This window comes from Treponema peruense, assembly GCF_016117655.1.
Taxonomy (GTDB): domain Bacteria; phylum Spirochaetota; class Spirochaetia; order Treponematales; family Treponemataceae; genus Treponema_D; species Treponema_D peruense.
Window position 1 is genome coordinate 2,593,684 of the sequence record NZ_CP064936.1, and the last position, 26,874, is coordinate 2,620,557.

General features: G+C 42.9%; 24 protein-coding genes. 5 read left to right on the forward strand and 19 right to left on the reverse strand.

Annotated elements, in window-relative coordinates:
- Positions 1 to 26 precede the first annotated feature (26 nt).
- From IWA51_RS11975 to coaBC, 4 genes are read right to left on the reverse strand one after another with little or no spacing between them, the layout of a single operon-like run.
- On the reverse strand, positions 27 to 533 hold the full coding sequence (locus IWA51_RS11975) for a hypothetical protein (RefSeq protein WP_198442562.1): 507 nt from the start codon (positions 531 to 533) through the stop codon (positions 27 to 29).
- A 50-nt stretch (positions 534 to 583) separates the two neighbouring features.
- Complete coding sequence (locus tag IWA51_RS11980) at positions 584 to 1,591, reverse strand: mechanosensitive ion channel family protein (protein WP_198442563.1); 1,008 nt, start codon at positions 1,589 to 1,591, stop codon at positions 584 to 586.
- Between the two features lie 25 nt (positions 1,592 to 1,616).
- Complete coding sequence (locus IWA51_RS11985) at positions 1,617 to 2,573, reverse strand: P1 family peptidase (RefSeq protein ID WP_177528811.1); 957 nt, start codon at positions 2,571 to 2,573, stop codon at positions 1,617 to 1,619.
- A complete protein-coding gene (gene coaBC / locus IWA51_RS11990; protein WP_198442564.1) occupies positions 2,560 to 3,753 on the reverse strand; it encodes a bifunctional phosphopantothenoylcysteine decarboxylase/phosphopantothenate--cysteine ligase CoaBC in 1,194 nt (397 codons plus the stop codon). The genes IWA51_RS11985 and coaBC overlap by 14 nt, the downstream gene beginning before the upstream one ends.
- Before the next feature lie 64 nt (positions 3,754 to 3,817).
- Here coaBC and IWA51_RS11995 point away from each other — a divergent pair, with 64 nt between their 5' ends.
- Positions 3,818 to 5,017 carry a hypothetical protein gene (locus IWA51_RS11995; protein WP_198442565.1) on the forward strand — a complete coding sequence of 400 codons (1,200 nt, stop codon included), beginning with the start codon at positions 3,818 to 3,820 and terminating at the stop codon, positions 5,015 to 5,017.
- Between the two features lie 16 nt (positions 5,018 to 5,033).
- On the opposite strand, the gene nth is transcribed toward IWA51_RS11995, so the two are convergent.
- The 6 genes from nth to IWA51_RS12025 form a co-directional block, all read right to left on the reverse strand.
- A complete protein-coding gene (gene nth / locus IWA51_RS12000) occupies positions 5,034 to 5,675 on the reverse strand; it encodes an endonuclease III (protein WP_198442566.1) in 642 nt (213 codons plus the stop codon).
- Positions 5,672 to 6,850 (reverse strand): methionine adenosyltransferase, encoded by a 1,179-nt coding sequence (metK, locus tag IWA51_RS12005; protein WP_177528814.1) that lies wholly within the window; start codon positions 6,848 to 6,850, stop codon positions 5,672 to 5,674. The genes nth and metK overlap by 4 nt, the downstream gene beginning before the upstream one ends.
- A 597-nt stretch (positions 6,851 to 7,447) precedes the next feature.
- Positions 7,448 to 9,517, reverse strand: coding sequence for a CHASE2 domain-containing protein (locus tag IWA51_RS12010; RefSeq protein WP_198442567.1), 2,070 nt, complete (start codon positions 9,515 to 9,517; stop codon positions 7,448 to 7,450).
- Positions 9,514 to 10,461 (reverse strand): M48 family metallopeptidase, encoded by a 948-nt coding sequence (locus tag IWA51_RS12015; RefSeq protein WP_198442568.1) that lies wholly within the window; start codon positions 10,459 to 10,461, stop codon positions 9,514 to 9,516. The genes IWA51_RS12010 and IWA51_RS12015 overlap by 4 nt, the downstream gene beginning before the upstream one ends.
- Entirely contained in the window at positions 10,454 to 10,909 is a 456-nt protein-coding gene (locus tag IWA51_RS12020; RefSeq protein WP_198442569.1) for an SH3 domain-containing protein, read from the reverse strand. The genes IWA51_RS12015 and IWA51_RS12020 overlap by 8 nt, the downstream gene beginning before the upstream one ends.
- A 246-nt stretch (positions 10,910 to 11,155) precedes the next feature.
- Positions 11,156 to 11,335 carry a hypothetical protein gene (locus IWA51_RS12025; RefSeq protein ID WP_198442570.1) on the reverse strand — a complete coding sequence of 60 codons (180 nt, stop codon included), beginning with the start codon at positions 11,333 to 11,335 and terminating at the stop codon, positions 11,156 to 11,158.
- A 122-nt stretch (positions 11,336 to 11,457) separates the two neighbouring features.
- Between IWA51_RS12025 and IWA51_RS12030 the strand changes: the two genes are divergently transcribed.
- The 4 genes from IWA51_RS12030 to IWA51_RS12045 all read left to right on the forward strand — a co-directional run bounded on the left by IWA51_RS12030 (position 11,458) and on the right by IWA51_RS12045 (position 13,709).
- Positions 11,458 to 11,853 (forward strand): type II toxin-antitoxin system VapC family toxin, encoded by a 396-nt coding sequence (locus IWA51_RS12030; RefSeq protein ID WP_198442571.1) that lies wholly within the window; start codon positions 11,458 to 11,460, stop codon positions 11,851 to 11,853.
- The gene (locus IWA51_RS12035; RefSeq protein WP_198442572.1) at positions 11,844 to 12,167 is read left to right on the forward strand and encodes a type II toxin-antitoxin system Phd/YefM family antitoxin; all 324 of its coding nucleotides are present in this window, start codon (positions 11,844 to 11,846) and stop codon (positions 12,165 to 12,167) included. The genes IWA51_RS12030 and IWA51_RS12035 overlap by 10 nt, the downstream gene beginning before the upstream one ends.
- Before the next feature lie 11 nt (positions 12,168 to 12,178).
- The gene (locus IWA51_RS12040; RefSeq protein WP_198442573.1) at positions 12,179 to 12,556 is read left to right on the forward strand and encodes a type II toxin-antitoxin system VapC family toxin; all 378 of its coding nucleotides are present in this window, start codon (positions 12,179 to 12,181) and stop codon (positions 12,554 to 12,556) included.
- Positions 12,557 to 12,887: 331 nt separating this feature from the next.
- On the forward strand, positions 12,888 to 13,709 hold the full coding sequence (locus IWA51_RS12045; protein WP_198442574.1) for a pyridoxamine kinase: 822 nt from the start codon (positions 12,888 to 12,890) through the stop codon (positions 13,707 to 13,709).
- A gap of 28 nt (positions 13,710 to 13,737) precedes the next feature.
- On the opposite strand, the gene IWA51_RS12050 is transcribed toward IWA51_RS12045, so the two are convergent.
- From IWA51_RS12050 to IWA51_RS12090, 9 genes are all read right to left on the reverse strand, one after another.
- Positions 13,738 to 15,348 carry an ATP-binding cassette domain-containing protein gene (locus tag IWA51_RS12050; protein WP_198442575.1) on the reverse strand — a complete coding sequence of 537 codons (1,611 nt, stop codon included), beginning with the start codon at positions 15,346 to 15,348 and terminating at the stop codon, positions 13,738 to 13,740.
- A 15-nt stretch (positions 15,349 to 15,363) separates the two neighbouring features.
- Complete coding sequence (locus IWA51_RS12055) at positions 15,364 to 16,380, reverse strand: glycosyl hydrolase family 18 protein (RefSeq protein WP_198442576.1); 1,017 nt, start codon at positions 16,378 to 16,380, stop codon at positions 15,364 to 15,366.
- Between the two features lie 22 nt (positions 16,381 to 16,402).
- Positions 16,403 to 19,345 (reverse strand): DNA translocase FtsK, encoded by a 2,943-nt coding sequence (locus IWA51_RS12060; protein ID WP_198442577.1) that lies wholly within the window; start codon positions 19,343 to 19,345, stop codon positions 16,403 to 16,405.
- Between the two features lie 51 nt (positions 19,346 to 19,396).
- Entirely contained in the window at positions 19,397 to 20,641 is a 1,245-nt protein-coding gene (locus IWA51_RS12065; RefSeq protein WP_198442578.1) for a small ribosomal subunit Rsm22 family protein, read from the reverse strand.
- Positions 20,642 to 21,604: an Hsp33 family molecular chaperone HslO gene (locus IWA51_RS12070; RefSeq protein WP_198442579.1), complete on the reverse strand. Its 963-nt coding sequence runs from the start codon at positions 21,602 to 21,604 to the stop codon at positions 20,642 to 20,644.
- 231 nt (positions 21,605 to 21,835) lie between these two features.
- The gene (locus tag IWA51_RS12075) at positions 21,836 to 22,900 is read right to left on the reverse strand and encodes an ABC transporter permease subunit (protein WP_230402661.1); all 1,065 of its coding nucleotides are present in this window, start codon (positions 22,898 to 22,900) and stop codon (positions 21,836 to 21,838) included.
- Positions 22,897 to 23,988, reverse strand: coding sequence for an ABC transporter permease (locus IWA51_RS12080; protein ID WP_177527748.1), 1,092 nt, complete (start codon positions 23,986 to 23,988; stop codon positions 22,897 to 22,899). The genes IWA51_RS12075 and IWA51_RS12080 overlap by 4 nt, the downstream gene beginning before the upstream one ends.
- A complete protein-coding gene (locus tag IWA51_RS12085; RefSeq protein WP_177527747.1) occupies positions 23,985 to 25,502 on the reverse strand; it encodes a sugar ABC transporter ATP-binding protein in 1,518 nt (505 codons plus the stop codon). Before IWA51_RS12085 ends, IWA51_RS12080 begins: the two co-directional genes overlap by 4 nt.
- 182 nt (positions 25,503 to 25,684) lie before the next feature.
- Complete coding sequence (locus tag IWA51_RS12090) at positions 25,685 to 26,680, reverse strand: ABC transporter substrate-binding protein (RefSeq protein ID WP_198442580.1); 996 nt, start codon at positions 26,678 to 26,680, stop codon at positions 25,685 to 25,687.
- Positions 26,681 to 26,874 lie beyond the last annotated feature (194 nt).

The following is a 26,874-nucleotide window of genomic DNA, read 5'->3' on the forward strand; positions in this document are numbered from 1 at the left end:
CTTGAAGGAAAAAAGTTAAAAGCACGTCATTCAAGCATCCTTATGTCTGACAGTTTGAATGTTCCCGAAGCGATGGACTGGACAAGATGGTTTTTATCAAGATTCCACGGATTTTCGTACTTTCGGCATTCTGTCATGAGGCGCTGCCAGTTGAAGTAATTAAGATATTCTTTTACCTGGGCAGCGTTTTCTTTAGAGGAAAGGTTTATGAGCGTGTAAAAAACATCTGCAGCGAAACCGTCCTGCGCGTTAAGTATTGTTGTGCATGGATAAATTGCGCCCAGAGGAAATGCAGATCCGTCTGTGTAGGCAAGAACTGCTGTAAACGCATTCGGCTGAAGTTCAAGCTCGAAGTCATAGTCATCGGCAGCCAGATAAAGAGGTTTTCCGGGGACCTCAGAAGATAGAATCTTCCACCCGCCGGTATTTTTTGAGGCAGGCGAAATTGAAAACTCAACGGACTCAGTGGTTTTCCAGAATTCACAGGAAGACAGCACGAGTGACAGACACAATATATAAATTAACTTTCTCATGCTTATATATTGTGTCTGACTTTTTATTTCAGCAAAAAAATGAAAAATTTTTATGCTTTTGTACTCTTTTTTGCAGCCGCACGTGCTGTTGTTTTTCTTGTTGTCTTTGATTCAGTTTTGTCAGTTGTTTTTGCAGTTACTTTTTCTGCTGCTTTTGCTACCGGAGCCGGAGTTCCGCTTTTGTCATCAACAATCTTTATGTCGTAGCGTGTGTACGGAATTTGCACATTGTTTTCATTACAGAGTTTTACTACATTAATGTAAACATCGTTCTTTGTCTGAATAAGATCTGCACCGTCAAACCAGACTGCAAGTTTTAAATTTACAGCATCGCCGAATCCGTCGTAGAAAACAGAAGGTGCCGGGTCTTTTAAAACTGTAGGACAGTATTCCGGAACTTTTGCAATTACTTCAAGTGCGTGGGCAAGATCTGTTTCATAACTGATTGGAATCTCAAAAAGAAAGCGCCTTATTCCAAAGTGGCTGTAATTCATAAGATTGCTGTTAATCACTACGCTGTTCGGAATGCGGATCATCTGGTTGTCTGGAGTATGAATCTTTACACTCAGAAGGCCTACAGAGTCGACTGTTCCGCTTACGCCACCTACAGAAATAAAGTCGCCTATCTTCATTGCACGCTCGCTGAGTACGAACATTCCACTTATGAAATTGCTTACACTTGTCTGTGCTGCAAAACCAATTGCAAGTCCTGCAACACCGGCTGCTCCCCATACTGCTTTAAAATTTATTCCGAAGAGGCTTAAAATGTACATTCCAATTATCACGTAGAAAACATAACTGATAATCTTGTTGATAAGCATTGAAGTGTGTACTTCAAACTTTGATGAAGTCTGGCGGAACACTAGCTTTTTGATAATTCTGTAAACAATGTACATAAGTACAATGGTTATAAGGTTTGCTACAACCTTCGCAAGATTTCCCCATGTCAGATACCTGGAAAATTCGTCCAGATGCAGAAGATTGCGTGCCTGTTCAGTGACGCCCTCCCCCACCGCCTTTACAGCCTCTGTTGCCGAATTGATTGTTTCTTCTTCCATCTTACGTTTCTACCTCCTGGTGGAACTATTTTCTTATCTTGGATAGATATTCGCTTTCTTCCATTTTGGCAGATTTTACTGCATCGAGAATTGCTTCTGAGAGGACTCGGCATGCCAAAGTTCCGGCCAGGTCAGGATTTGATTTTACGTTACCGGTCGAGACAGCATAAATTGTATCACCGTCACCGCTTGTTCCGACAGGATTAATGCTTCTTCCCAAAGCAGAACGTGTCATTGCCGCAATTTTGCACATCTGCTGCTGGGTAAAATCGCCGTTTGTAATTACAGCACCGATTGTTGTATTTGTTCCGGCTGTAATTTTTTTCTGGGCACAATACAACTCTTCTTCAAGACTTGCAAATTCTTTTCTGTCGGCAGTAAGAAGTCCTGCGACTTTTGTTCCATTCCTGTAGTCAAAAATATCTCCCAGCGCATTTACTATGACCACAGCACCCATTTTCAATTCACCAAGCTGAACAGCGTAATAACCGATTCCTGCTTTCTGTGAGCGTGACATTCCGTACAGTTTGCCTACAGAAGCTCCTGTTCCGCCGCCGATATTTCCAGAAACCGCGCGGTTGTTTACTGAATCGGCACAAGCTTTATAACCCATATCAAAATCTGGTCTTACCGAAGAACTTCCTATTCCAAGGTCAAAAATGCATGACTGCGGAACTATCGGCACAACTATATCACCCAAGTGATAGCCCATATTGTGTTCTTCGAGATATGCCATTGCTCCGGCCGACGCTGCAAGACCGTATGCAGAACCTCCCGAAAGCAGAAGTGCCGTTATTGACTGCGGATTTGCCAGCGGACTGAACAGAAAAGACTCGCGCGCTGCAGGACCGCCGCCGCTTATATCTATTCCGGCTACATTCGGGCCGTCAAAAACAAGGGCTGTTACTCCTGTCATCGCGTCGTAATTCTGCGCGTTTCCTACTTTGAAACCGCCGATTTGTGTAAATTCAATTCTGTGCATTTTTTATTTCATCCAGTATTCTGTGGGCTGCTTCTGTTTTGCTCATAAGTGGAAGTTCCGTAGTTGAATCTTTTGTAATGAGCGTTATTACATTTGTTTCTGTTCCGAAACCGGCACCGGCTGTTTTAAGACAATTGGCGGCAATCATGTCCAGATTTTTGCGCTCCAGTTTGGAACGGGAATTCTGTATAAGATTTTCTGTTTCCATCGAAAAGCCACATAAAAACTGCCCTCTTTTTTTGTTTGCGCCAAGATATGCCAGAATGTCATCTGTACGTTCAAGCTGAATGGAAAGATTGCCGTCTGTTTTTTTCATTTTCTGTTCGTAAACATCTGTCGGTCTGTAATCTGCAACTGCAGCTGCTTTTATTACAATATCTGCCCCGCTGAATTCAGTGCGCACGACTTCAAACATTTGGGCGGCTGATTCAACATGAATGATTTTTACAAACGGCGGCGGTTCCAGCGCAACAGGTCCCGAAACAAGCGTTACTTCTGCCCCACGGTCGGCGGCGGCTTTTGCAACGGCATAACCCATTTTTCCCGTAGAGCGGTTGCTTACAAAACGCACGGGATCCAGTTTTTCACGCGTTGGTCCTGCAGTAACAAGAATGCGCTTTCCCGCAAAATCTTTTTCGTAACCGATTTCGTGTTCTATCTGCGCAAACAGGAATTCACATTCCGGCATCTTTCCGCGGCCAACATCACCGCAGGCGAGCATTCCCTCTGCCGGAAGCACAACCTTCATCCCGAAGCGGCGGCATTTTTCCAGATTATCCTGCGTTATGGGATTGTCAAACATTGCCGTATTCATTGCAGGACATATTATTTTGGGACAGGCCGCCGCAAGAAATGTTGTTGTAAGCATGTCATCGGCGAGCCCGTTCGCAAGTTTTGCTATTGTATCTGCACTGGCCGGAGCTACTATGAAAACAGATGCAGCCTTTGCAAGAGAAACGTGGGAAACCTTGAACTCAAAGTTGCGGTCAAAGGTATCTACAAGACATTTGTGTCCCGTAAGGGTCTCAAAAGTTATTGGATTAATTATGTTTACGGCATTGGGTGTCATTATAACGCGTACATCTGCGCCGGCTTTGACCAGCATACTCGCAAGAGACGCGGCCTTATACGCAGCGATACTTGCCGTTACACCAAGAATTACTGTTTTTCCTTTAAGCATGCGTATATTATAACTGTGACGTCCAATACTGACAATAGAAGTTTTTCGTGCTATAATTCAAATTATGAAACATCCTGCAGCTTTTCTTTTTTTAGGCATAATTTTTTCTCAGTTCGTAGCGGCACAGAATTCAACTGTCGAAACGCGCATTCAATATATAGAAGATTTAAAGATAAAAATTACGGCAGATCCTCAGTCTGAATCAAAAGAGGCATTGAATTCAGCATACAAATCGCTAGAAGCATCAGAATACATGGAAAATTCACTTGACGGGCAGCTTGAACTTGTCATCGGTGATTATGATACACAAAAAGCAGTCTGGCCCCTTACAGTTTCGATGCAGACTCTCGGCCACAAAGATGCAGTAAAAATAGAATACGATTTGCCATATTCTGATGTTATAGAAAAGAAATATGTTCTTCCCGAACAGATGACAGAGCGCCAGTTAAGGGACTATGAATTCAATGTTGAATATTACGACGCACTTTTCAGAAAAGACAGTTCTGTTCTCTATGCCGAACTTTATTTTACGGTAACCCACTGGCTGTCGGCCTCAGAATACAGAATAAAACCTGTTGAATGCAGAATATACAAAAATGAAAAGCGCGCAAAAGAAATTCTTACGCTGAATTCCGCACAGATGCAAAGCCGCACGTTCGTTATGTCCCCGCAGATTGATGTACGTTCCGCAGAAGAATACCAGGCCGACATCGCAAGGGTACACACAGCTTTGGAAAGTGAAAAACTTGCACAACCGCAGCCGCAGAAAGAAAGTGAAACTGAATATACAGAAGAAAAAGAACAGAAAGGACGCCTCTCATTTTATGTAACTACCGGAATGGAACCGGCCGATCTTGATTTTTCTGATTTTGACATTAAGGAAAATCCGCTGGACAGCATTGACGGTTATCTTACATGGGGAATGGGCAAAAACTTTTTTACCGGCCTCAATATCGGTTATGACATCAATTCGCTTTACAAATCTTCAATTTATTCCGTAGGTGTACTTTTTGGCGGTAATCTGAATATAGGCAGCCACTTCAGACCTTATGCAGACACAAAAGTTTCTGTCAGAACAGACAATGCGGTTATTTTAAAAGCCGGCGGCGGTTTTGACATTATAATGGGAAACTTTATGCTGAATATTGACTACGGCTACAACTGGAAACTCAATGACTTTGAAAGCATATTCGGCTCCGGTGATTCAGACGTGCAGATTACAAACTTTCATGCATTTTCTATCGGTGCAGGATTTACCTGGTAAAGCTGATTTTCATAACTTAAAAATTGTGAGCGCATAAATCACTTATAATACATTCTTCGCACTTTGGATTTCTTGCGGTACATACATAGCGTCCGTGAAGGATAAGCCAGTGATGCGCGTGTTCCATGTAGCGTGAAGGTATTCTTTCCAAAAGAGATTTTTCTACCTGAAGGGGATTGTTTCCTTCTGCAAGACCAATTTTGGGGCAAATTCGCAAAAGGTGTGTATCTACCGGCATTGTTGGCTGTTTGAAAACTACATTGAGTATAACATTTGCGGTTTTTCGGCCAACGCCCGGTAAAGATTCAAGTTCTTCGCGCGTAGAAGGAAGAGTTGAATTGAAGTCCTGCACAAGCCGTTTGCTGAGTCCCATAACATGCCGTGCTTTTGCCCTGTACAATCCGATTGATTTTATATAGGAAATAAGTTTTTCTTCGCCGAGTTCAAGCATCTGTTCAGGTGTACGGACTTTTTCGTAAAGCGGCGCACAGGCAACATTAACCGATTTATCTGTTGCCTGCGCACTGAGCACGACGCTTACCAGAAGACAATACGGATTCGGAGCAATAAGTTCCGTTTTGGGTTCGGGATTGTTCAATCTGAATCTTTCGAACACCTGCGTTATCTGACTTTCGGTAAGCAGTTTTATTTTGCTCATATTGATTTTTTGAGTTCTTCTACCCTGTCTGTTTTTTCCCACGGGAATTCGCTGCGACCGAAGTGCCCGTAAGCTGATGTTGCAGAATAAATCGGGCGCTTAAGGTCAAGCGTTTTGATTATTCCGCCCGGTGTACAGTCAAAGACTTTCTTAATGGCTTCAACGATTTTTTCTTCGGGAATCTGTGCTGTTCCGAAGGTCTGTGCCATTATGCTTACAGGGAAAGGAACGCCGATAGCATACGCAAGCTGAATTTCACAGCGCTCTGCAAAGTCCGCGGCAACGACATTTTTTGCAATGTAGCGTGCCATGTATGCTGCTGAACGGTCTACCTTGCTGGGATCTTTTCCGCTGAACGCACCGCCACCATGACGGCCCATTCCGCCGTAAGTGTCAACAATAATCTTGCGGCCTGTAAGTCCCGTGTCGCCTACCGGGCCGCCGATTACAAACTGACCCGTTGGGTTTATAAAATACTTTGTATTTGCGTCAATAAGTCCTGTAGGCTCAAGTACCGGCTTTATTACGTTTTCGATTACGGCAGACTTAATGTCATTGTAAGAAATTCCTGCATCATGCTGCTGGCTTATAACAACAGTGTCGATTCTTACAGGCTTGTGTCCTTCATATTCTACTGTTACCTGGCTTTTTGAGTCCGGACGGAACCACTTTATCTGACCGCTTTTGCGAACCTGGGCTGCACGCTGCATGAGTTTGTGTGCGTACATAATTGGAGCAGGCATTAATTCAGGAGTTTCGCGGCAGGCAAAACCGAACATCATGCCCTGGTCACCGGCACCCTGCTGTCCTTTGAATTCTTCAAGTCCTTTTCCTACAACACCCTGGTTTATGTCTGAAGACTGCGAATGAATCATGTTAAGAACAGCCATAGATTCGCAGTCAAGACCATAAGCGGGATTTGTGTAACCGATTCTCTGAACAACATCATGCGCAATTTTCTGTACGTCGACATAAGCGCCGGTTGTAAGTTCACCGCCTACAAGAACAAGAGCCTGGGACGCAAATGTTTCGCAGGCAACATGACTTTCGGGATCCTGGCGCAGACATTCGTCAAGAATTCCGTCGGAAATCTGGTCACATACCTTGTCGGGATGTCCTTCACCGACAGATTCTGAAGTAAATAAATAATGATTGTTAGATAAGACAGTGCCCATTATGAGCCTCCTATTTAGCAAGTTTCAGTCTCACAAGAAACTGTTCCGCCTGCAATTTGGATAAATCAGCGGATAAGTGTTAATAATATAATTAAATTTCATAAAATAAGCAAGAAGTGGCTGTTGCTTGTCCGCGGGGGAAGACGCTGCTTCTAAAGAGATAATCTTAGCAAAAGTTAAAATGCGCGAACGAGGACGGAGGAATCGGAAATGACTTGATTTTTTGTTGTTTCGAAGTAACTGGTTACTTCGAAACTATGCTGACTGGGAGCATTTTAACCTATCGCTGACACTTATCTAAACAAATTGCGTCTTACCACGCGGACCTTCCCGTACACGCGTATTTGTTAACGAACGTCCGCGGGGGAAGACGCTGCTTCTAAAGAGATAAATCTTAGCAAAAGTTAAAATGCGCGAACGAGGACGGAGGAATCGGAAATGACTTGATTTTTTGTTGTTTCGAAGTAACTGGTTACTTCGAAACTATGCTGACTGGGAGCATTTTAACCTATCGCTGACACTTATCTAACTAAACTGCGTCTTACCACGCAGACCTTCCCGTACATGCGTATTTGTTAACGAACGTCCACATGTTATTTATTTTTGCGCGGCTTTCCATTCGCCGTGCCAGTCCGTACCGGGCGCGCTGTTTATAAATTCGCTGCACTTTGCCGCATAACGCGCGCTGGCCTCATCCTGCACAGAAAGTTCAGAAAATATTTTTTGTGCTTGAACAAAATCTGCGTCATAAAACAAATGTAGTGCGCGGTCAAATGATTCAAAAAAGATTTTTCGCTGCAAAAAAACTGCGCGCTCCACAGGTTCAAAAACAACAACAGGCTCTTTTTTTCCTACAACCACGGCGCGCGCCAGTTCCCTAAAATAAAGCGGGCAGCCTTCACGGGAAGCTTCGCGCACAGTTGTTTCGGAACACATCAAATATGTACCGAACTGCTTGTTGAATCCCTCAAGACGCGAAGCAAGATTTACACTATCACCAAGCATAGTGTAGTCAAAGCGCTGTCTGGATCCCATGTTCCCCACAATGGCATCCCCTGTATTAAGACCGATTCTTGTAAGCAAAGGACGACCGGCAATTTTTGAAAACTCTTCAGTTTTTTCTTCAATGGCCTTCTGGCACTTCATTGCCGCTTCAACAGCAACACGCGCATGGCAGTTAATGTCAACCGGCGCATTCCAGAAAGCAATAATTGCGTCTCCTTCATACTTGTCGATTGTTCCGCCACTTTCCAAAATAATATCTGTCATAAGCGTAAGATATCTGTTAAGCAAATCTGTAAGTTTTTCAGGTTCAAGTGGTTCTGAAATAGAAGTAAAAGACTGGATGTCAGAAAAGAAAATTGTAATATGTCTTTTTTCGCCGCCGAGTTCAAGTTTTGAAGGATCATTAATCAGGCGGTCAACAACAGCCGGGCTCAGGTACTGCGAAAAAGCCGACTTGATAAAACGCCGCTGCTTTCCTTCACTTGTATAACTGAAAAAAAGACACGCAACAAAACTGGACACAATACAAAAAAGCGCGCACGTCAAAGGAACATAAATTCCTGCCGCAAACGAAACTGTTGAAAAAACAATTGTCAGCAAAACAAGGGCAGTGACCAGAAAAATCATAAGCGGGTTTCTTCCGCGGAATTTTGTACAACCTATTCCGTAAACTGTAAATGAAGAAGCAAAAGACAAAACAAGACAGACAAGCAGTTGGGCCCAAAGCGGAATCTTATGCAGGAACTCACCGTTAAGATAATTGTCCAAAAGCGTCATATGAACGCCGGCACCGGGATAAACCTGAGAAACAGGAGTTGAACATATATCGTAAAGTCCGGGTGCATAAAGTATAAAGAAAATAACTGCATCTTCAAAATCAGCCGGAACAAGTTCTGATTCCTGACCATTTTTATAAAGATTCCAGTCACGCAGAATATCGTACGCACTGTAATGCGGGTAACGGTCAATATTTCCTTTGTACCGCAAAAGAACAGAACCGTCTTTCAAGGAAGGTACTTCTTTTTTGATTTTACCAAGTTCAGCCTGAACAGATTCGGGCGGCAAATCCAAAAGTACAGGCGCTATTCCGAGTGAAGGATATTCCCCTTCTTTTGTGCTGAATGAAAGACGCGCCCTTCTGATTATGTCATCGCTGTCTTTAAGACTCGTAATGTTTGCAATCATTGCGGCAGAGTTTCTTAAAGGTTTTATCGGGAAAACCTGACCGCTACTGCTCTTTGAGTCAAACATAACCTGCACGACTTTTCCAAACTGCGCGCAGCTTTGTGCAAAAACTGTGTCGTCACTTCCTTTGTAAACAGAAGGTTCCGTAAAAAAAACATCAAAGGCCACACACTTTGCACCCGCTTCATGAAAAAAATCGACAATCTCTGAATAAACTGAGCGCGGCCATGGCCATCCGTAACCGCGTTCCTGCAGAAGTGAATCTATGCTGTACTGGTCAACGCCGACAAAACAAATGTTGTCATCGGGAACAGTATATCGCGACGTAAAATTCATTCTTGCGTCGTAGGCTTTGTGTTCAATGTAATCAAAAGCCCCGGAAAAATTAAGCACGCATCCCAGACAAAAAATGCCGACACTTATCAAAATAAATGTGATAAGGCGTTTCTTAAAAAAACCGGGGAACTTTATTTTCATAGGACAGACCAGACTTCTTCAAAACGTTCAGTACGCATTGACTGTGTTTTACACGAAGCATATTTTTTGTATTCTTTGGAAAGATTTTTTATTCTTTTCTTTGGCTTGGGGTGCGTTTTTCCAAAACCAGATTTTGCTTTTGACTTCTGTCCGAGCATTTCAAGCATTTCATCCATAGCCTGAACATCATAACCGGCAGCGTCAAGCAAAGAAAGTGCGTACTTGTCGGCAGCAAATTCGTTATCTTGGGAATAACCTTTGTCTACCATATTTGAAATTGCTTTACCGACGGTACTGTCAAAGCTTTTAATCAGTTCAACAGTATTATCATCGCCATCAGTAAGTGCTGTAAGTACTGCACCACTTGTCTTAAAAACAGCGTCAGTTGTGCGGCTTGACTTTATTGCCTTAATGCTATGCTTAAGCTGAATATGTGCAATTTCGTGAGCAAGAACTGCCGCAATTTCATCTTCGCTTTTTACATTTTGAATAAGACCTTTTGTAACAAGAATGTGTCCGCCGCTTGTACCAAAGGCATTTATTTCATTGCTGTCCAGAATCTGAACATAATAGCCTTTGTAAAGTTCGGGCTGCGGAGAATTGACTGTAAGAACGTGGCATACATAATTCAGATATTCAGTGGCAGTTTCGTTCTGGTACGCACCGTAATTTTTAAGAAGTGTTCCGGCAACAGCGCGGCCAAGGTAATATTCCTGCTGTGGCGAAACTTCTTCGGCAGCCGCAGCAACAGAAGCAGAACTGTCTATAATTGCAGAAGCGGTATTTGAATCAATAACACCTGTTACACCCCCGGCTACTGCAAGAACTGCCGTACCAACACTTACAACATTTGTAAAAGTCTGGCATGAATAAAACACAGCAGAAGACAAAACTACCGCTGCCGCAAGAAAATTTTTTGCATAAAGGTTTGCGCGTTTACTCATCTGCTCCCTCCAGTCCGCCGTCTTTTATAAACTGCTTTAATTCATTCAAATCAACATTGCGGCTTTCCATTTTGTTTACGGATGCGTAATCTGCCTTCTTTTCTTTTTTAAAGGAATTTTCAAGTTCGGCACTGAATCCTTTTCCGGCTAAGGCAAGCTCATCGGCACTGGCAGAAAAACCGGACTTTGCAATTTTGCGTTTGCTAAGCGATGCAGAACTTACCCAGCCTTCCTGTCCGTTGCCGTTGCGTATTTTTGAGAGTGAATCTTTTTCTTCTATTAATAAGACGCTGTCGCCGTAAGAAAGCGAAAATAATTCTTCTGAGAAAAAGCCCGTTCCTGATTTTACGGATGCGTTTTTTACCGTTACGTACATTTTCTTTTCTTTGGCAAAAAGAGTTGTGGCCGCAAGAAAAAGAATTGATATAAATAGAACAAATCTTTTCATAAATTTATTTTAGTTCAAAACATCGGTTTTTTCAAGTTGAACGGCCGAAAAAGAAGGTCCGCGCGGAAAGACGCTGGTTGGTAAAAGATAAATCTTAACGAGTATCTAATAAAAGTTTCCAAAAACAAAATCTTCCATTCGCAATCTCGAAAACGGATTTGACTTCCAGGGCAGTATGGATTATAATTTCATCCTTGAAAAGGTTTTCAGGTCTAACCGTATCTGATGTAAAATTGCCAGCGTGTGCTATGGTGTCAGTTGCCTTTTCTTATCTTTATATACAAATTCATCTACTGTGTTATTACTTGCACTTAAACTTAATCCAAAGTTATATTCAAAAGACGGATAGGCAAATATTCTTCCACCTGAAAAAACAAGAATTCCCAATATTAAAAGGTTTTTTTCCATAAAGAAAATAAATGCCATATAGTACAATTTTATGGAAACTGATCGAAAGCGGAGAAATAAAGGTTTGATTAGCAATTAGAAATTAGCAATTATTGAAGAATTTTCTTGACTTCTAACTTGTACAATAGTACAATGTAATTATGAGTAGAAAACAGCTTATTATTGACGCGTCGTGCATTATGGCGGTAATACGAAATGAACCAAACTGTAACGACATTATAGAAAAAACAAAATTATATGAATTACTTTCGCCGGAATGTATAGTTTTTGAAGTCGGCAATTCTTTATCTAAATTGTTAAAACGTAATTTATTGGAAATACCTGAAGCTCAAAAATGTTTTAAATTATTTAAGAATATGCCTATAAAACTTATTGAAGTAAATTTTGACAATGCATTAATGCTTTCAGGTGAAGAAAAACATTATGCTTATGATATGTATTATCTGGATTGTGCAATCAGACATAAAGTTCCTTTGTTGACTTATGATTTAAAATTAATAAAAATTGCAACTGAAAGAGGTGTAAAATGTTTGTAATGACTTATTCTCAGGCACGACAAAACTTAGCCACTTTTTTAGACAAAGCTAAAATTAATGGTGAAGCAATAATTAAACGTGCTGATGGAAGCAGATTTAAAGTAATCCCTATAACAGAAGAAAAAACAGAATCTTCACCTTTTTCTGAATTGGCTGAATATTCTTCAACAATTAATTCAAAATTAAAACAAATCCCCCTCCAAAATATTCTTCAAATGATGAAAGAAGACGAAGATGAAAGAACAGACAGAATTCTTGCGGCGGCTTCAGGAAAAACTATTGATGATTTTTTTGATAAACTAAAAAAATTGTAATTGGAGATTTTATGAAATTTCTTGTAGACGCTCAAACGATTTATGATTTTTTTAACGGAAAAACAGAACTTTTTCATTTTTTTGAAGATACAGAAAATATTTATGTTTCTGTAATTTCTCAAGGGGAACTTTACAGTAAAACAGAAAAAATAACAAAAAAACAGGAATATTTTAGATTTGCTTCTGATTTTTGCCATTTACTGCACATTCTTGATGTTGACGAACCAATCGCAATCGAATATTCAAAATTAAAACAAAAATATCCCGATTTGGAACAAAATAAACTTTGGCTTTGTGCAACCGCAATAACAAGAGATTTAATTATAGTCAGTCAGGATAAAGACTATTTAAAAGTTAAAGAAATTGTCGTTAAGATAATTAACACGTAATAATAAATAACTCGGAATTAGTAATTACTAATTGATAATTGAGCTTTAATTCCGTTTACAGACGAAAGTATTTCATGAACAACTCAAATAGCGTTGTTCATGAAAACTTCAGTTGTTGCACAACTGCCTTTATTAACCTGTACTCTCACGCGTACGAATTGTACTCAATCGCAAGTTGATACTTGCTCAATCGTACAATTTTATGGAAAGTATTTTTTGTGTAGTGTTTCAAAATTTTCAATAATAGGGTATTATTCTGTAAAACTAGATTCATCTTTTGATTCAGTATAAATTGAAGCAAAAGTTGACCCGAGAACAGGAGCCTTTTTTTATGGATAAAAGATTACTTACAATTCAGGACATTTCTTGCGTAGGACAGTGTTCGCTTACTGTTGCGCTTCCGGTTATTTCTGCCTGCGGAATAGAAACTGCAGTTCTTCCGAGTTCGGTGCTTTCAAATCACACGGCATTTAAGGGATGGACTTTTAACGACCTTACATCTGACATGGAAAATATTCTTGCACAGTGGAAAAAAGAAAACATAACCTTCAGCGCATTTTACACCGGTTACATAACGGCCGCACAGATTCCGGTTATACAGAAAATAATTAAAGAAACTTCACGCGAAGGTGCACTTAAAATAATTGACCCTGTAATGGCAGACAACGGAAAGCTTTACCCCGGTTTTGCAGAAGATTTCCCGCAGAAAATGGCACAGCTTTGCAAAGAAGCAGATGTTATTCTCCCGAATATTACAGAAGCGTGCCTTCTTTTGGGAATTCCCTACCCTGCAGAAAATTACGACAAGGCTTTTATTGAAAAAATGTGCGCTGACCTTCACAAAATGGGTGCAAAAAATGTTGTTGTAACAGGCGTAAGTTTTGAAAAAGACAAGCTGGGCGTTGCAGTTTACGACGGGCACTCTGTTGAATATTATTTTACAGAACGCCTGCCGGTTCAGATGCACGGAACAGGAGATGCATTTGCTTCTGCCTTCGCCGGAACTTACTGCCGCGGATGGTCGCTTTTGAAAGCCGCTTCACTTGCAGCGGACTTTGTCGTTGAGTCAATCAAAGCAACCCTTGACGACAAAGACCACTGGTACGGAGTAAAGTTCGAAAAGGCAATTCCGTTCCTTACATCAAGACTTTAAGCAGCAGCCAAAACCAAACTAACGCTGCTTAGTTTTCCAAAATTGCATACATTGGCGACTCGCCGGGGTGAAGTTCAAGAATGTGTTTTTCGCATTCAAGCACTTCGGTCGGGTCGTGTGTAACATGCAGCAGAGTTGTCGTTCCTGTAGAGGCGACAGTTTCCAGAAGTCCCAGAATCTTATCGCGGTAATCCTCGTCAAGTCCGTGGCAGGGTTCATCCAGAATAAGAACGCTGGGGCTTTTTACTGCAGCCCTAAGTATAAGAACTGCACGCTGTTCCCCGTAACTGAGCGAGCTGAACGTATCTTTTTCGCGCCCGCCGAATCCTGCAAGATTAAGCCATGCCTTTGCGGTGGCAAGTTCAAAATCTGACGGCGTTTCATAAAGACCAATGCTGTCCTTGAATCCGCTTATTATTGTGTTTTCAAGTGAAGTTCCGCCGACCATTCTGTATTCAACATGAAGACGGTAACTTACAATTCCCAGTCTTTTCTTAATGTCCCAGATACTTTCTCCACTGCCGCGCCTGTTGCCGAAAAGTTTTATGTCCTCGCGGAATACCTGCATGTTGTCGCCGGTAATGAGTTCAAGTATAGTTGTTTTTCCGCTACCGTTTGGTCCGCGTATACACCAGTGTTCGCCGGCTTTTACTTCCCACGAAAGATTTTCAAGTACGTGATGGTCGTCCCAGCCTACATTTACGTCTGTAAACTTAATGAGACTTTCGCCCGGTTTAGAAACTTTGCAGCCAGAAATTATTTTGCTTTCGGCGCGTATTTTGTCCAGTTCGGAGCGGAATGCGGCTTTCTGCACTTCCCTTTCTTTTTCTGATGCGGCTTGCCTTTGTGCAAGTACGTTTTCGTATTCTTCGCGGCTACCTCCAAAAGAAATTTTTTTATTGCTGAATTCAATTACGCGGTTTATTGCAGACGGAATTTCGTGAAAGCGTTCCATGCTTAAAATTATTCTGGGAAAGCCTGAATCTTCTGAAGAAGAGTCCAGCTGACGGCGCACAATGCTGTCAAAAAATTCCAACAGTATTGCGCGTGATGTGGCATCCAGTCCTGCAAACGGATCACTCAGCACAAGAAGCCCCGCACCCGAAAGCAGCGCCCTGCACAAAAGAGTGCGCCTTATCTCGCCCGTTGACATATAGCGCAGTCCGCGGTCAAGTATTTTTTCTATTCCGCAAAGTTTAACCTGCGGCATTGTTTCAAGTCTTGCTGCTATTGGCGGAAGAGGTGCATTTTTTTTGCTTGAACCACCCAGCACTTCGCAGATATACTGGCGGCCTGTTCTTCCGGCGTCTTCTTTGTCCATGTATTCGCTTTCGTCACGCTCGCGTTCTTCTTCTATAAGAGAGGCGGCGGCTTCGAGGGAAACTACGGCAACACTGTCAGAATAGCGTGAAGAATAAAGCGGTGCTTCACTGCCGCCGTTTATTTCATTTGCAGGACGAATGTTCGGCACAAACTGCATGCTACCCGACAAAGCCTTTATAAAATCTGCCTTGCCGCCGCCGTTTGGCCCTATGACTAACCATGCTTCACCCGCGTTCATGCACCAGTCTACGCGGTCAAGATATTTTTTTGTTCCACCCTGAACCGAGCAGTCCTGAATCTTAATTAAAGAATTCATCTTTTACCTTCAGATTTATTTTTTTTCATCAACATTAAGGTAATTCCAAATAGCTGGATCTTCCTGACCGATTCTCCAGAACGCAACATTGTCTATTCCCATTCCGCCGTAAAGCCGGCATCTTTGCAAAAGAGACTGAGCGTCGTCAAACCAGCCTGTTACACAAACCTGCGCGGTAAACGAAAAGTTGGGTACACCGTCTTTGCGTTCAACCTGTTTTACCCCGTTTTCATTCAGAATTCTGTTGACGCCGCTATTGTACCACGCCTTTCCGAAATTTTCATCTACCCATGTGCGGCCGTAAAAGGGCATTCCCATAACAATTTTGTTCTTTGGAATAACCGAGCAGGAATATTCGGCAATACGTTCGCCCCAGTCCATTCCGGCTACGGGACCGCTTTTGCTCGTTGACCAGTGCTGGTCGTAAGCCATAACAATAATTCTGTCTGCAAGTGGTTCAAGCATGGTGTAACTGTAAACATCGTCTTCTACGCTTCTGAGTCTTGCCGGAACACAAACAGAAAGCATTTTTTCTTTTGGAAGTTTGGAATGCAGCAGTTTAAGAAACCGGCGGAAGTTTTCTGCATCACGCACTGGAACAAGTTCAAAGTCAATCTGAATTCCGTCATAGTCAACGCTGGCCTTTGCAAGTTCACGTGCAATTTTTTTGGCAATTCCGAATTTGGGTTCCAGAACCAGGTGGGAAAGGGAACGGCTTTCACAGGTAACCACAAGATGCTTTCTTCCCTTAAAGCCTTCGAATTTTGACAGGTCGGGATAAGACGAAATTTCGCCGTAGTGATTTATGTCGGCACTAAAGCAGCAAAGGTCGGTAACAGGCATCTGTTGCGAAAACTCATATTCGCGTCCGTTCATTACGTAACCCCAGACTTCGCCGAACGAAACCGCTTCCTGTTCCGAAAGATTCTGCTCGTATGCGTAAAGGTATTGCGTATCCTGCACTTTTTGAGCAAAACCGAATGCGCCTGTTAAAAAAGCGACAAGCGCCGCACATATTGTCCTGACTTTCACTTTGCGCCCTCTCTTGCGCCGCTTACGGCATATGAATAATCTCGCGCGGTTTACTTCCGTTTGCAGGTCCTACAATTCCGCGGTCTTCCATATCTTCTACAAGACGCGCGGCGCGGTTGTAGCCAATCTTAAGGCGGCGCTGAATGTAACTGGCACTTGCTTTTCCGGCCTGAACAACAATCTGCAGCGCCTTTTCGTAAAGCGGGTCTTCGCCATCACCGCTAAACAGTGACATCTGGTCTGAATTTTCATCGTCATCGTCATCAACAAAGATTTCGTCATCAATATATTCAGGTTCACCCCATTCCTTAACGGCGTCAACAACATCTTCTACTTCCTGGTCGCTTATAAACGCACCCTGAATACGCACTGGGAACGGATCTGTCGCACTGGCATAAAGCATATCTCCCTTGCCAAGAAGTTTTTCTGCACCGACCTGGTCAATAATAATGCGGCTGTCCATTTTGCTGGCAACCATAAACGCAACACGGCTGGGAATATTTGCCTTAATCAAACCGGTAATTACGTCAATAGAAGGACGCTGGGTTGCAAGAACAAGGTGTATTCCTACGGCACGGCTCATTGCGGCAAGACGGGCTACAACACTTTCGAGCTGTTTTCCGGTAGTTGCCATAAGGTCGGCAAACTCATCAATCACGACAATAAGATACGGGATTTTTTCTGTAGCAATATGCTGTTCAACAATTTTTCTGTTGTAACTTGAAATATCACGGCATCCAAGACTGTCCAAAAGTGCATAGCGGCGTTCCATTTCGCAAAGACAATACTGAAGTGCCTGCATGGCGCGTTTCGGGTCAGTAATGACCGGCGTCAAAAGATGCGGAATTCCGTTGTAAAGCTTAAGTTCAACAATTTTAGGGTCAATAAGAATGAGCTTTACTTCATTAGGACTGCGCTTGTACAGAATACTCAGAATCATGCTGTTTACACAAACCGACTTTCCAGAACCTGTCGAACCTGCAATAAGAAGGTGCGGTGTTTTGACAAGATCCATAATCTGCGTCTCACCCTGAATATCCTTACCCAGAATTACCGGAACAGCCATTTTTTTCCATTCAGGAGTATTTTTTTCTATACACTCGCGGAAAGAAACAATTGCGCGGTTTGAATTAGGAATTTCTATACCCACAGCACTCTTACCCGGAATGGGTGCAACTATACGAACAGAACTTGCGGCAAGTCTTAGAGCAATATTGTCCTGCAGGCCGACAATTTTTCTTACGTTGATTCCGCGCGCCGGAAGAATTTCGAACATCGTAACAACAGGTCCTTTTCTTATACCAACGACTTCTGCTTCTATCTTGAATTCCCTGAGCGTTTCCTTAAGATTCTGCGCGGCTTTTTTAGTGTCGTCATCGATTATCCAGTACGGATTTTCATCGTATGCCGTAAGAAGTTCCGTGGAAATTTTATACGGACCGTGCTTAACGCGGCGTTTTGGCGGAATTTTTACCGGCGTTGTGTTTCCCTGCGCATCTGTCGTTACCGCAATTGGCTGTCCGTTGCTGTCTACAACAGGAGGCGCCGTCGGGTCTATGCGTTCAGATTCTGTCTTTGTGCTGCTGTTTAAAGCCGCGCGCCGTGCATCATCGTCCATGCGTGAAAAAACTTCGTCCAGTGCCGACACCATTGAGCGCGTCTGCGGATTGGGTTCTGGAGCCGGCAGTTTTAAAACAGTATCTGCAGAAGGAAGAACATCTGCATTTTCTTCTTCAGATTCAACACCAAAACCAGCGTCTTGTGAATTTTCGCCGATTTCTTCTGTATTGTCTTCTAAATCATCTTCTATATCGTAATCATCATCTTCCGCATCAGAAACAGTTTCAAAGCCGTCTGTATCTTCGGAAGGCTCATTGTCTTCTATATTGAAATTATCTTCTATTATACTACCGCTTTCGCTGACATCTTCATCTGTGCTTTCATCCTGAACATCTTCTTCACCGTCGTTCATGAGTTCAGGATAATCCTCTTCTTCATCTTCGGTAAGAAACTCGTCATCATCAAAAGGCATTTCTTCATCCGGAAAAGTGCTGTCCTGCAAAGAAACGGTGTCTTCGTAAGAGTCGGCATTATCTTCTGCGCCGCCTTCTGCATCTTTATCTGACTTTTCGTCCTGTACATCTTCTTCTGCAACAGATTGAACGTTTATCATATTTTCACTTTCAAATTCGTCTATAATATCACGGTCATCTGCGGAATCTTCTTCAAAGGCAGGCGTTACTTCATTAACAGGAGCTCCATTTTGGACAAAGGCACTTTCCTGTTCCTTAACATTGCCTTCGTCGTCAATAGACCAGATGTCTTCATCGTAAAGTTTTGCTTCACTGACAGTGGCGTCTTCGTTTGAAAGCGGCAGCGGTTTTTCTGGCGCAGGCTCTTCTTTTGCAGGAACTTTTGCGTCAGTTTTCTGAACCGCGGTTTTATTTTTGCGCTCAGAATTCTTATGCACGGCATTTTTTGTATGATTCTTAAGGGACAAAGCAAGTTCAAGGGCCGCTTTTGTCAAAGACTTTCCGCTGCTTATTCTTGAAGCAATCATCACGGTAAGAAGATATTCCAGCACCACAAGAAGAATGGCCATCACCATAAGCGTAATTATTTTAAGGGCCGCAATCGGACTAACATCGGCACGGGCTATAAGGCGTGAAGTACGTTCCGCAGAAAACATTGTAATAAAAGGAATTACACTTATTGCAAGACAGAGCGCGCGTGAAAGCGACCATTTTGCAGAAAAACAAAAAACGCCGGCAGTAAAAAAGAAAGCAGGAATAAGGGCTGAACAGAACCCGTACACAGAAACCAGCATTCTTCCAAAACCTGCCAGAAAATTGCCGGAAGTGCCGTAGTCAAAAACCCCAAGAAATATAGATATTGTAAATACTGCAGCAGTCACAAAAAGCGCAATACCTGCAACAAGAGCCGCTGTTTTTTCCTTTTTAGTCATCAAAATCCCCGTTTTATGAAATTAGGTTATTCTGATTAATTATCGGCATTTTTAAGGGGCAATTTTAGTATTTGAAGAAGCAAAAGGTTCAACTTTTAATGCCGTTTTTTCACCTATGCCGAACGCAGGACTGTCTTTGTCACCGCGAAGTTCAGGATTCAAAAGTGCAATTCTGTCGTAACGGCGCAGATTAAAAAAGCCCAGTTCTTTTGCATGAGTATCATCTTTTTTTGCAGAAAGCGGAATGCGGCTGCGGCCATCGCACAAAAGATAGCGAACCCTTCCCGACTTGTTGAGCATACCGTCAGAAACAACAGCATATTCCCCGGTGCAGCCGCATGGAACGTTGTCCTCTTCGTTAACAAACGCGAAGTATGACATTTTGACGCTTGTTCTTTCCAAACCGGCACTGCGCGCGAGGGCGGCAACAGTATGCGGCGGCGTCCACAAAACTTCAGAGTGACAGGTAGTGGCACTTGAGGCCTTTAACGCTGGACAAATGCACGACGCCACACACGGAGAAACGACAGCAGCACCTTCTCGTACCAGAGTGTCGCGCGCTTCAATAAGTGAACGGCTTGTTTCGAGAAGTGCCGGCTCGCATACAAGCAGAACACCGCCCGGCGAAAGCAGATTAAGAAGTGACTTGAGAAAATTTGTACGCCTGCTGATTCTGTCAGGAAAATCTTTCCAAAGCTCATTAAGAGCGTGGCTTGTAACGATAATATCATACTTTCCTTTAAACAAACCCGCCGGATCTTTTTTCATAAAGTCGGCAGTCACAGTCTGCGTGTCAACCTGCTTAAAATCTGACTCAAACAGCCGCTTTGCCAGGGAAAGAGAGCGCGCACTGTAGTCGCAAAGAGTAAGTTCAATATTGTTGCTGGCAATTCCTGCGCCTGTGCTAAGAGCACTTGTTCCAAGTGCACTGCAGACAGAGGCGGCCGCAGGTCCTGGTCCCGAACCGGCATCCAGGATTCTTACAGGCCGGGGCAGATTCTTTAAAAAATCCAGTCTGCCAGACTTAAGCACATTGCAGAAAGCATACGAAACCTGCATAAAACTGACGGGCCAATAATACAAAAGGTAGGCACCAAGAAAAGCCCTGTCTTCCATATAACCGGCCCCGGCCAGATTGCGCTCTCCGGTAAGCCCGCGCTGAAGCTTTAACAACGCGCCGGAAACCTGCCTTAATTCGCGTTCAGAAAGGGGGGAACAGTTTGCTGTACCGCGCCAGAGTTTCAAAAGCGTTTTCAAATGAGGCTCAAGCGCACTTTCACAGGAATAAGCACACACTTAGAGATTCGCCATCGGAATATGATAAATACTTCCGCAGTTACGGCAGCAAATTTCCAGAGGATCTGGATCGTTCTTTTTTATGTCGTCAAGTTCAGCCTTTGGAAGAGAACGGATATATTTTGCAAAAGACTCTTCTGAACATGGGCAGTCGTAAATTACTGAACGGCGAACGGCTACAGCAGGATTAAACTCGCGGAACAAGCCGTAAACGATGTCATCGATTTCACCCTTTTCTGAAAACCATTTTCCCAAAGACGGAGCGGCAGAAAACGCATTTTCTACCTTTTCAATAAGATGCGCATCTTCTTTCATGTCTGCACCGCTTGCAGAAGAAGAGCCGTTCTTTTTTGTTCCGCCTGTTTCGGGCAAAACCTGAAGGAACATTCCGCCGGCACCAGCAACACGGCCTTTTGTGTCCATATAAACGCTTGTATTGAAAGCTGTCTGGATTTGTTCAGACTGAAGGAAGTACCACGCCAAATCTTTTGTTATGTTTTTGTAAAGAATTTCTACAGAACTCGAAGAGGGAACTTTGTCTCCTTCGCGGGCAGTTGTCATTGTCATTGTTCCATTACCAAGGAACGGGGCAAGGTTCCAGTTTTCGAGCGGCTTTTCTACGGGAATATGTTCGTTAAAAAGATATCCGCGCACATAACCAGATGAATCTGCTTCTACAGAAAATCCGGCGGCAGGACCGTCAACTTCATACCGCCACCCCATGTGTTCCTTACCTTTCATTGTGGGAATCAAAAGTGCACCGCACAAAGATGCCTGTCCCAGAATCATTGTTTCAAGAATTCCAAGATTATGCTGCGCGCGCATCTGGTTTACAAAACGTGTTCCATGAAAAAGAGCGCCCCTTACGCGGCCGTCTGCCATTACAAAAACCGCCATCTCATCTTTGGGAAGCGATTCAATATGTTCAACCAGTTCTTTGTCATTTATCTGTGCTTTAATCATATATTCTATTATACCGATTTGCACAACTTTTTTCCACAATAGTACTTTTGAAATATTAGGTCTTATTTGGGCAGTAATTATAGGCTGGGGAACAGGCTTACTCTATACTTGTATTGCAACTTTTATTACAACAAAAAAAAGATTCTGTAAAAACATCTTCCGATGATTTCTAAAATGCATTGCGCAGTGACTAACAACAGCGGGTCAATGACCCGCCGTTGTTATTTTCCCTTATTTGGATGCGCGCTTTGCTTTGATTATGGCAAACACGCTCTGAAGAACTATAAAGAAGCACAGGATTGATGAAAGCACAATCTTGTTCCACCAGGAAGAAAGAGTTCCCTGGCAGCGGATAAGCGTTTCTATCGTAGCCTTAATCAGTACGCCAAAGAATGTTCCTATTACGGTACCAACGCCGCCGGTAAGCATTGTTCCGCCAATAACAGCAGAAGAAATTGCTTCCATTTCAAAACCGCGTGCCTGTTCAACAAAGCCCGCAGTTGTGTTAAGACAGAACACAAATCCCGCAAGAGCTGCAAGGAATCCTTCAAGAACATAAGCTGCAAATTTTGTGCGCTTAACGTTGATTCCCAAAAGAAGTGCAGACTGTTCGTTACCGCCGATTGCAAAAAGATTGCGTCCGAATCTTGTGTAGCGCAGAATAAACCACACTACAACAACAACCGCAAGCGCAATAATTACACTCGGGTGAATAAACGGATACATTCTTACGCCGTGCTTGTTGACTGTTGAACCAAAGAAAATATTTATATTCTGATTGGCCAGCGCAAGAAATGCTTTGTTTGCACGGATTGCAATCTGCTCGGAACTGATTACGGCCGTAAGTCCGCGGCACATGAAAAGCCCTGCAAGTGTTACAATAAACGGCTGCAGCTGCATGTAAGAAATAAGCCAGCCCTGGAACGCGCCGAATAAAATTCCGAATACAAGAACCACGGCAATTGCAACACCTGAAGGAAGACCCATCTTTTCCATTGAATAAGACAGAATCATACATACAAGGCCAACAACAGAACCTACCGAAATATCAATTCCGCCGGCAATCATAACAATTGTCATTCCCGAAGCCGCAACAAGAAGTCCCGCGTTATCTATGAGCATGTTAAGGAAGGTCTGCATTCTTCCAAAGCCCTTGTCGCTGTAAATAATTACTCCGGCAATATACATGACTACAAAAAGACAGATTGTAATCATCATAAGGAACTTGCTGGAATCTATGCGTTTTCCCTTTGAAATATTGGACAGCACAGTCTTGAAATTCATTTTGTCACTCATACAGCACCACCTTCAAGCTTTTTGCTTGCACGACTGTTCTTCATATTTGTAAGCCAGGCCTTGAATGTTGGCGACTGGAATAGAACTATAAGAATAACGACGGCAGCTTTGTAAACAGGAAGCTGGTCTCCCGAAACTCCGATGGCATAAAGACAGGTGTTCAAAGCCTGAATTGTAACGGCACCGATTACCGAACCCATCAAATTGAATTTACCGCCACTAAGACTGTTTCCTCCAAGTGCAACCGCAAGAATTGCATCCATTTCCATATTGAGTCCGATGTTGTTTGCATCGCTGGAATAGATTCGGCTCGAAGCAATCATGCCGGCAACTCCTGAACTAAGGCCGCAGAATACATAGCAGAAGAAAATTACCAGAGCGGAATTAATTCCTACAAGACGTCCTGCCTTTGGATTGATTCCGACCGTCTGAATGTAAGTGGACATGGCGGTCTTTTTGAGCACAAGATATGTAAGCGCAACAAAAATTATCGCTATGAAAATAGGCGTCGGTACTATACAACCCGGAATAAAGCCTCCGATGTAGCGGAACGATTCTTTTCTTACGTAGAGAATAACGCCGGTTGCAGTTTCGGTCGAGCTTATGAGCTGGGCTATTCCGCGGCCGGCCGTAAAAAGAATAAGTGTCGCAATCATAGGCTGGATATTCAGCCTGGCAACAAGAAGTCCATTGAACGCACCGCATGCTGCACTTGCAAGAAGCCCAAAGAAAATTGCAAGAACAGGAACCATTGCATAAGAATCATAACTTGAACCAAGAAGGCGAACAATCAGCGCACCTGAAATTGCAGCAACAGCACCAACAGAAATATCTGTTCCGCGCGAAGATGCCGCAACAAGTGTCATTCCGACTGCAAGAATAACAAGTTCGCTTGAACGGTTAAGAATATCAATAATGTAACCGTAAAGAACGCCGTTGTTGATTGAAACCTTAAAGAAGTTTGCCTGCTTTGTAACCGCAATAATTATTACGTTAACTACAAGCATAACCAAAAGTGCGATTATAGGAAGAGCCAGCTGGCTTTTCATCATTTTTCCAAAGTCGAATCTGCGTTTGCTTTCACTCATTTTCCATCACCTCCGGCGATTGCAGCCATGACGTCTTCCTGGGTAAGATTGTCGTTGTTCAGTTCCCCAACCTTTTTTCCGTCGCGAAGAACACAAAGTCTGTTTACGGTTCTGAGCATTTCTTCAATTTCGGAACTTATAAACATAACAGTCATTCCTTCCTGCGCAAGCTGAATTACAAGTTTCTGGATTTCTGTTTTTGTACCAACGTCAATTCCGCGGGTAGGTTCATCCAGAATAAGAAAGTCCGGGTGTGTTACAAGCCATCTTCCAATAATTACCTTCTGCTGGTTTCCGCCTGAAAGAGATTTGATCGGCGTTTCGGTAGAAGGTGTTTTTATGTTAAGAGCCTTGATGTATTTGTTTGTAAGTTCAAGCTGTTTGCTCATCGGAAGAAGTTTGAAGATTCCGGTTTTGGCCTGAAGCGCAATCATCATGTTTTCGCGTATTGAAAGATCTGCAATAATACTTTCTGCCTTGCGGTCTTCGGGAAGATACGCCATTCCGCGCTTGATTGAGTCAATAGGAGCCTTTGCCTTGAGAGACTCATCCTTAAAGAAAAGTTCGCCGGAATCAGGTTTGTCTGCTGCATAAAGAGAGCGTGCAAGTTCTGAACGACCCGAGCCGAGCAGTCCCGTAAGTCCTATAACTTCACCCTTCTTTATTGTAAGGTCAAACGGCTTTATTGTTCCCTGGTGTGTAAGTGCCACGGCTTTTATTATCTGCGGCAAATCTTCCTGTGAATTAATTGCGCTGTTACTGTGCAGATTGTCAAGCTCGGCAACTTCGTGACCAAGCATTGTCTGTACCAGCTTTAGGCGCGGCAGTTCTTCTACAGTAAATTCACCCTGGAATTCACCGTTGCGCAAAACCGTAATTTTATCACAAACTGCATAAACCTGTTCAAGAAAGTGTGTGACGAAAATAATTCCCGTACCTTTTTCCTTGAGCCTGTTCATTACTTTGAAAAGTTCTTCTACTTCCTTGTCGTCAAGAGAACTTGTCGGTTCGTCAAGAATAAGAACCTTGCAGTTAAAGTTAACCGCACGTGCAATTGCAACCATCTGCTGAATGGCTACAGAATAGTCACCCAGAGTGCGTGTAACATCTATATCAAGACCTACTTCGGCAAGAACTTCTTTTGCCTTGCGGTTCATAAGTTTCCAGTCAATTGCCAGACCCCATTTTTTTGGTTCCTGACCGGCAAATATGTTTTCGGCAACAGAAATATTGGGACAAAGATTCACTTCCTGGAATACAGTACTTATTCCGTTAATCTGGGCTTCCTGAGGTGAATGATTGTTTATTTCTTTACCGTCAAGGTATATTTTTCCTGAATCTCTTGTGTGGACACCGTTAAGAACTTTGATAAGAGTACTTTTTCCGGCTCCGTTCTCTCCCATAAGCGCATGAATTTCGCCCTTTCTGAGTGTAAATTCTACATTCTGAAGAGCCTTGACGCCCGGGAAAGTCATATTGATATTTTTCATTGAAAGCAGAACGTCATTTGCCATAAGTTTGTCCTTCTTAAAAGCGGATTTTTCTATGTCGCGGAAATTAAATTATTCCGGCTGATTATTGTCTGCACAAAACAAGAGCCGGAGTGGAACATTGCCTTCCGAATCTCCGGCTCGGTAAGATTTACATGCGGAATCTTTTTTTACAAAAACTTATGCACTTGTTCCGCAGATTTTAATTAGTACTTACGTGTAGGAAGCATTGCTTCTGCGTTGGCTTCATCAAATACGCCTTCATCTACATAAGCAATCTTGTCTACTGTTCCGCCGGCCTCAAGTGTCTTGATGATTGAGTCTACGCGCGGTCCGTGAAGAGGGTTACACTCTACGGCGCAGTTGATTTCTCCCGCCATCATCTTGTTGAATGTTTCGTGTACAGCGTCGAAACAAATGATGATAATGTCTTTTCCGGGCTGTTTTCCGGCTGCCTTGATTGCGTCTACTGCACCCCAGGCCATGTTGTCATTTTCTGCAAATACTACATCGATGTCATCATACTGCTTGAGGAAAGATTCCATAACTTCCTGTCCCTTTGCCTGTGTAAATTCACCAGTCTGTTTAGCAAGAAGGTTGTAGTTTAGATTCTTTGCAAGACCTTCAGTAATTCCCTGTGTGCGTCCAACCTGTGCAGAAGAACCGATTGTTCCCTGAATAAGAAGTACATTAAGTTTTTCTGAATCGCGGCCGTTTTTCTTGAGATAGTCGTTGAGCCAGATTACAGAGTCGCGTCCTTCTTTAAGGAAGTTTCCTCCAACCCAGCAAAGATAGAGACTGTCGTCAGAAACTTTCATCTGGCGGTCAGAGAGAATAACAGGGATTCCTGCAGCCTTTGCTTCGCCCAATACTGTTTCCCAACCAGTCTCAACTACCGGAGCAACTACGATATAGTCAACATCCTGCTGAATAAAGTTGCGCATTGCCTTTATCTGGTTTTCCTGCTTCTGCTGTGCATCATCAAAAATAAGCTTGTAGCCGTTTTCTGCGGTGAAAGTGCTCTTGAATGACTCGGTGTTTGCAAGACGCCAGTCAGATTCTGCACCAACCTGTGCGTATCCAACGGTAATTACCTTTTTGTCACCTTTTGCGCCCTTTGCTTCGGGACCCTTTTTTGAGCATCCTGCAAGTGCAAGAGCAACCATAAGAATTGAACCTGTAAACGCAGCAATCTTTTTCATGTAAATTCCTCCTATACACGTTAAGTGCGATAAAACGTTATGATTACATCATAAACCCGCTTTTGGAATACGTACATGTAAATTTTTACGAACTTTGTTCAATTTATTCTGTTTTTTTTACAAAAAAAACACTTTCTCTTCTGCCGCTGCGAAAAAAGTTTAAAATCTTACGAAAAAATGTTGAATATTTTACG

Bases quoted from the DNA above. Each gene is read 5' to 3' on its own strand.
- IWA51_RS12050 (WP_198442575.1), bottom strand. From the start codon at position 15,348: ATGAATTCTTTAATTAAGATTCAGGACTGCTCGGTTCAGGGTGGAACA.
- IWA51_RS12070 (WP_198442579.1), bottom strand. From the start codon at position 21,604: ATGATTAAAGCACAGATAAATGACAAAGAACTGGTTGAACATATTGAA.
- nth (WP_198442566.1), bottom strand. From the start codon at position 5,675: ATGAGCAAAATAAAACTGCTTACCGAAAGTCAGATAACGCAGGTGTTC.
- IWA51_RS11975 (WP_198442562.1), bottom strand. From the start codon at position 533: ATGAGAAAGTTAATTTATATATTGTGTCTGTCACTCGTGCTGTCTTCC.
- IWA51_RS11985 (WP_177528811.1), bottom strand. From the start codon at position 2,573: ATGCACAGAATTGAATTTACACAAATCGGCGGTTTCAAAGTAGGAAAC.
- IWA51_RS12085 (WP_177527747.1), bottom strand. From the start codon at position 25,502: ATGGCAAATGACGTTCTGCTTTCAATGAAAAATATCAATATGACTTTC.
- IWA51_RS12020 (WP_198442569.1), bottom strand. From the start codon at position 10,909: ATGAAAAGATTTGTTCTATTTATATCAATTCTTTTTCTTGCGGCCACA.
- IWA51_RS12015 (WP_198442568.1), bottom strand. From the start codon at position 10,461: ATGAGTAAACGCGCAAACCTTTATGCAAAAAATTTTCTTGCGGCAGCG.
- IWA51_RS12060 (WP_198442577.1), bottom strand. From the start codon at position 19,345: ATGACTAAAAAGGAAAAAACAGCGGCTCTTGTTGCAGGTATTGCGCTT.
- IWA51_RS12040 (WP_198442573.1), top strand. From the start codon at position 12,179: ATGAAATTTCTTGTAGACGCTCAAACGATTTATGATTTTTTTAACGGA.
- IWA51_RS12045 (WP_198442574.1), top strand. From the start codon at position 12,888: ATGGATAAAAGATTACTTACAATTCAGGACATTTCTTGCGTAGGACAG.
- IWA51_RS12025 (WP_198442570.1), bottom strand. From the start codon at position 11,335: ATGGCATTTATTTTCTTTATGGAAAAAAACCTTTTAATATTGGGAATT.
- IWA51_RS12080 (WP_177527748.1), bottom strand. From the start codon at position 23,988: ATGAGTGAAAGCAAACGCAGATTCGACTTTGGAAAAATGATGAAAAGC.
- IWA51_RS11980 (WP_198442563.1), bottom strand. From the start codon at position 1,591: ATGGAAGAAGAAACAATCAATTCGGCAACAGAGGCTGTAAAGGCGGTG.
- IWA51_RS11995 (WP_198442565.1), top strand. From the start codon at position 3,818: ATGAAACATCCTGCAGCTTTTCTTTTTTTAGGCATAATTTTTTCTCAG.
- IWA51_RS12075 (WP_230402661.1), bottom strand. From the start codon at position 22,900: ATGAGTGACAAAATGAATTTCAAGACTGTGCTGTCCAATATTTCAAAG.
- IWA51_RS12010 (WP_198442567.1), bottom strand. From the start codon at position 9,517: ATGAAAATAAAGTTCCCCGGTTTTTTTAAGAAACGCCTTATCACATTT.
- metK (WP_177528814.1), bottom strand. From the start codon at position 6,850: ATGGGCACTGTCTTATCTAACAATCATTATTTATTTACTTCAGAATCT.
- IWA51_RS12030 (WP_198442571.1), top strand. From the start codon at position 11,458: ATGAGTAGAAAACAGCTTATTATTGACGCGTCGTGCATTATGGCGGTA.
- coaBC (WP_198442564.1), bottom strand. From the start codon at position 3,753: ATGCTTAAAGGAAAAACAGTAATTCTTGGTGTAACGGCAAGTATCGCT.
- IWA51_RS12090 (WP_198442580.1), bottom strand. From the start codon at position 26,680: ATGAAAAAGATTGCTGCGTTTACAGGTTCAATTCTTATGGTTGCTCTT.
- IWA51_RS12035 (WP_198442572.1), top strand. From the start codon at position 11,844: ATGTTTGTAATGACTTATTCTCAGGCACGACAAAACTTAGCCACTTTT.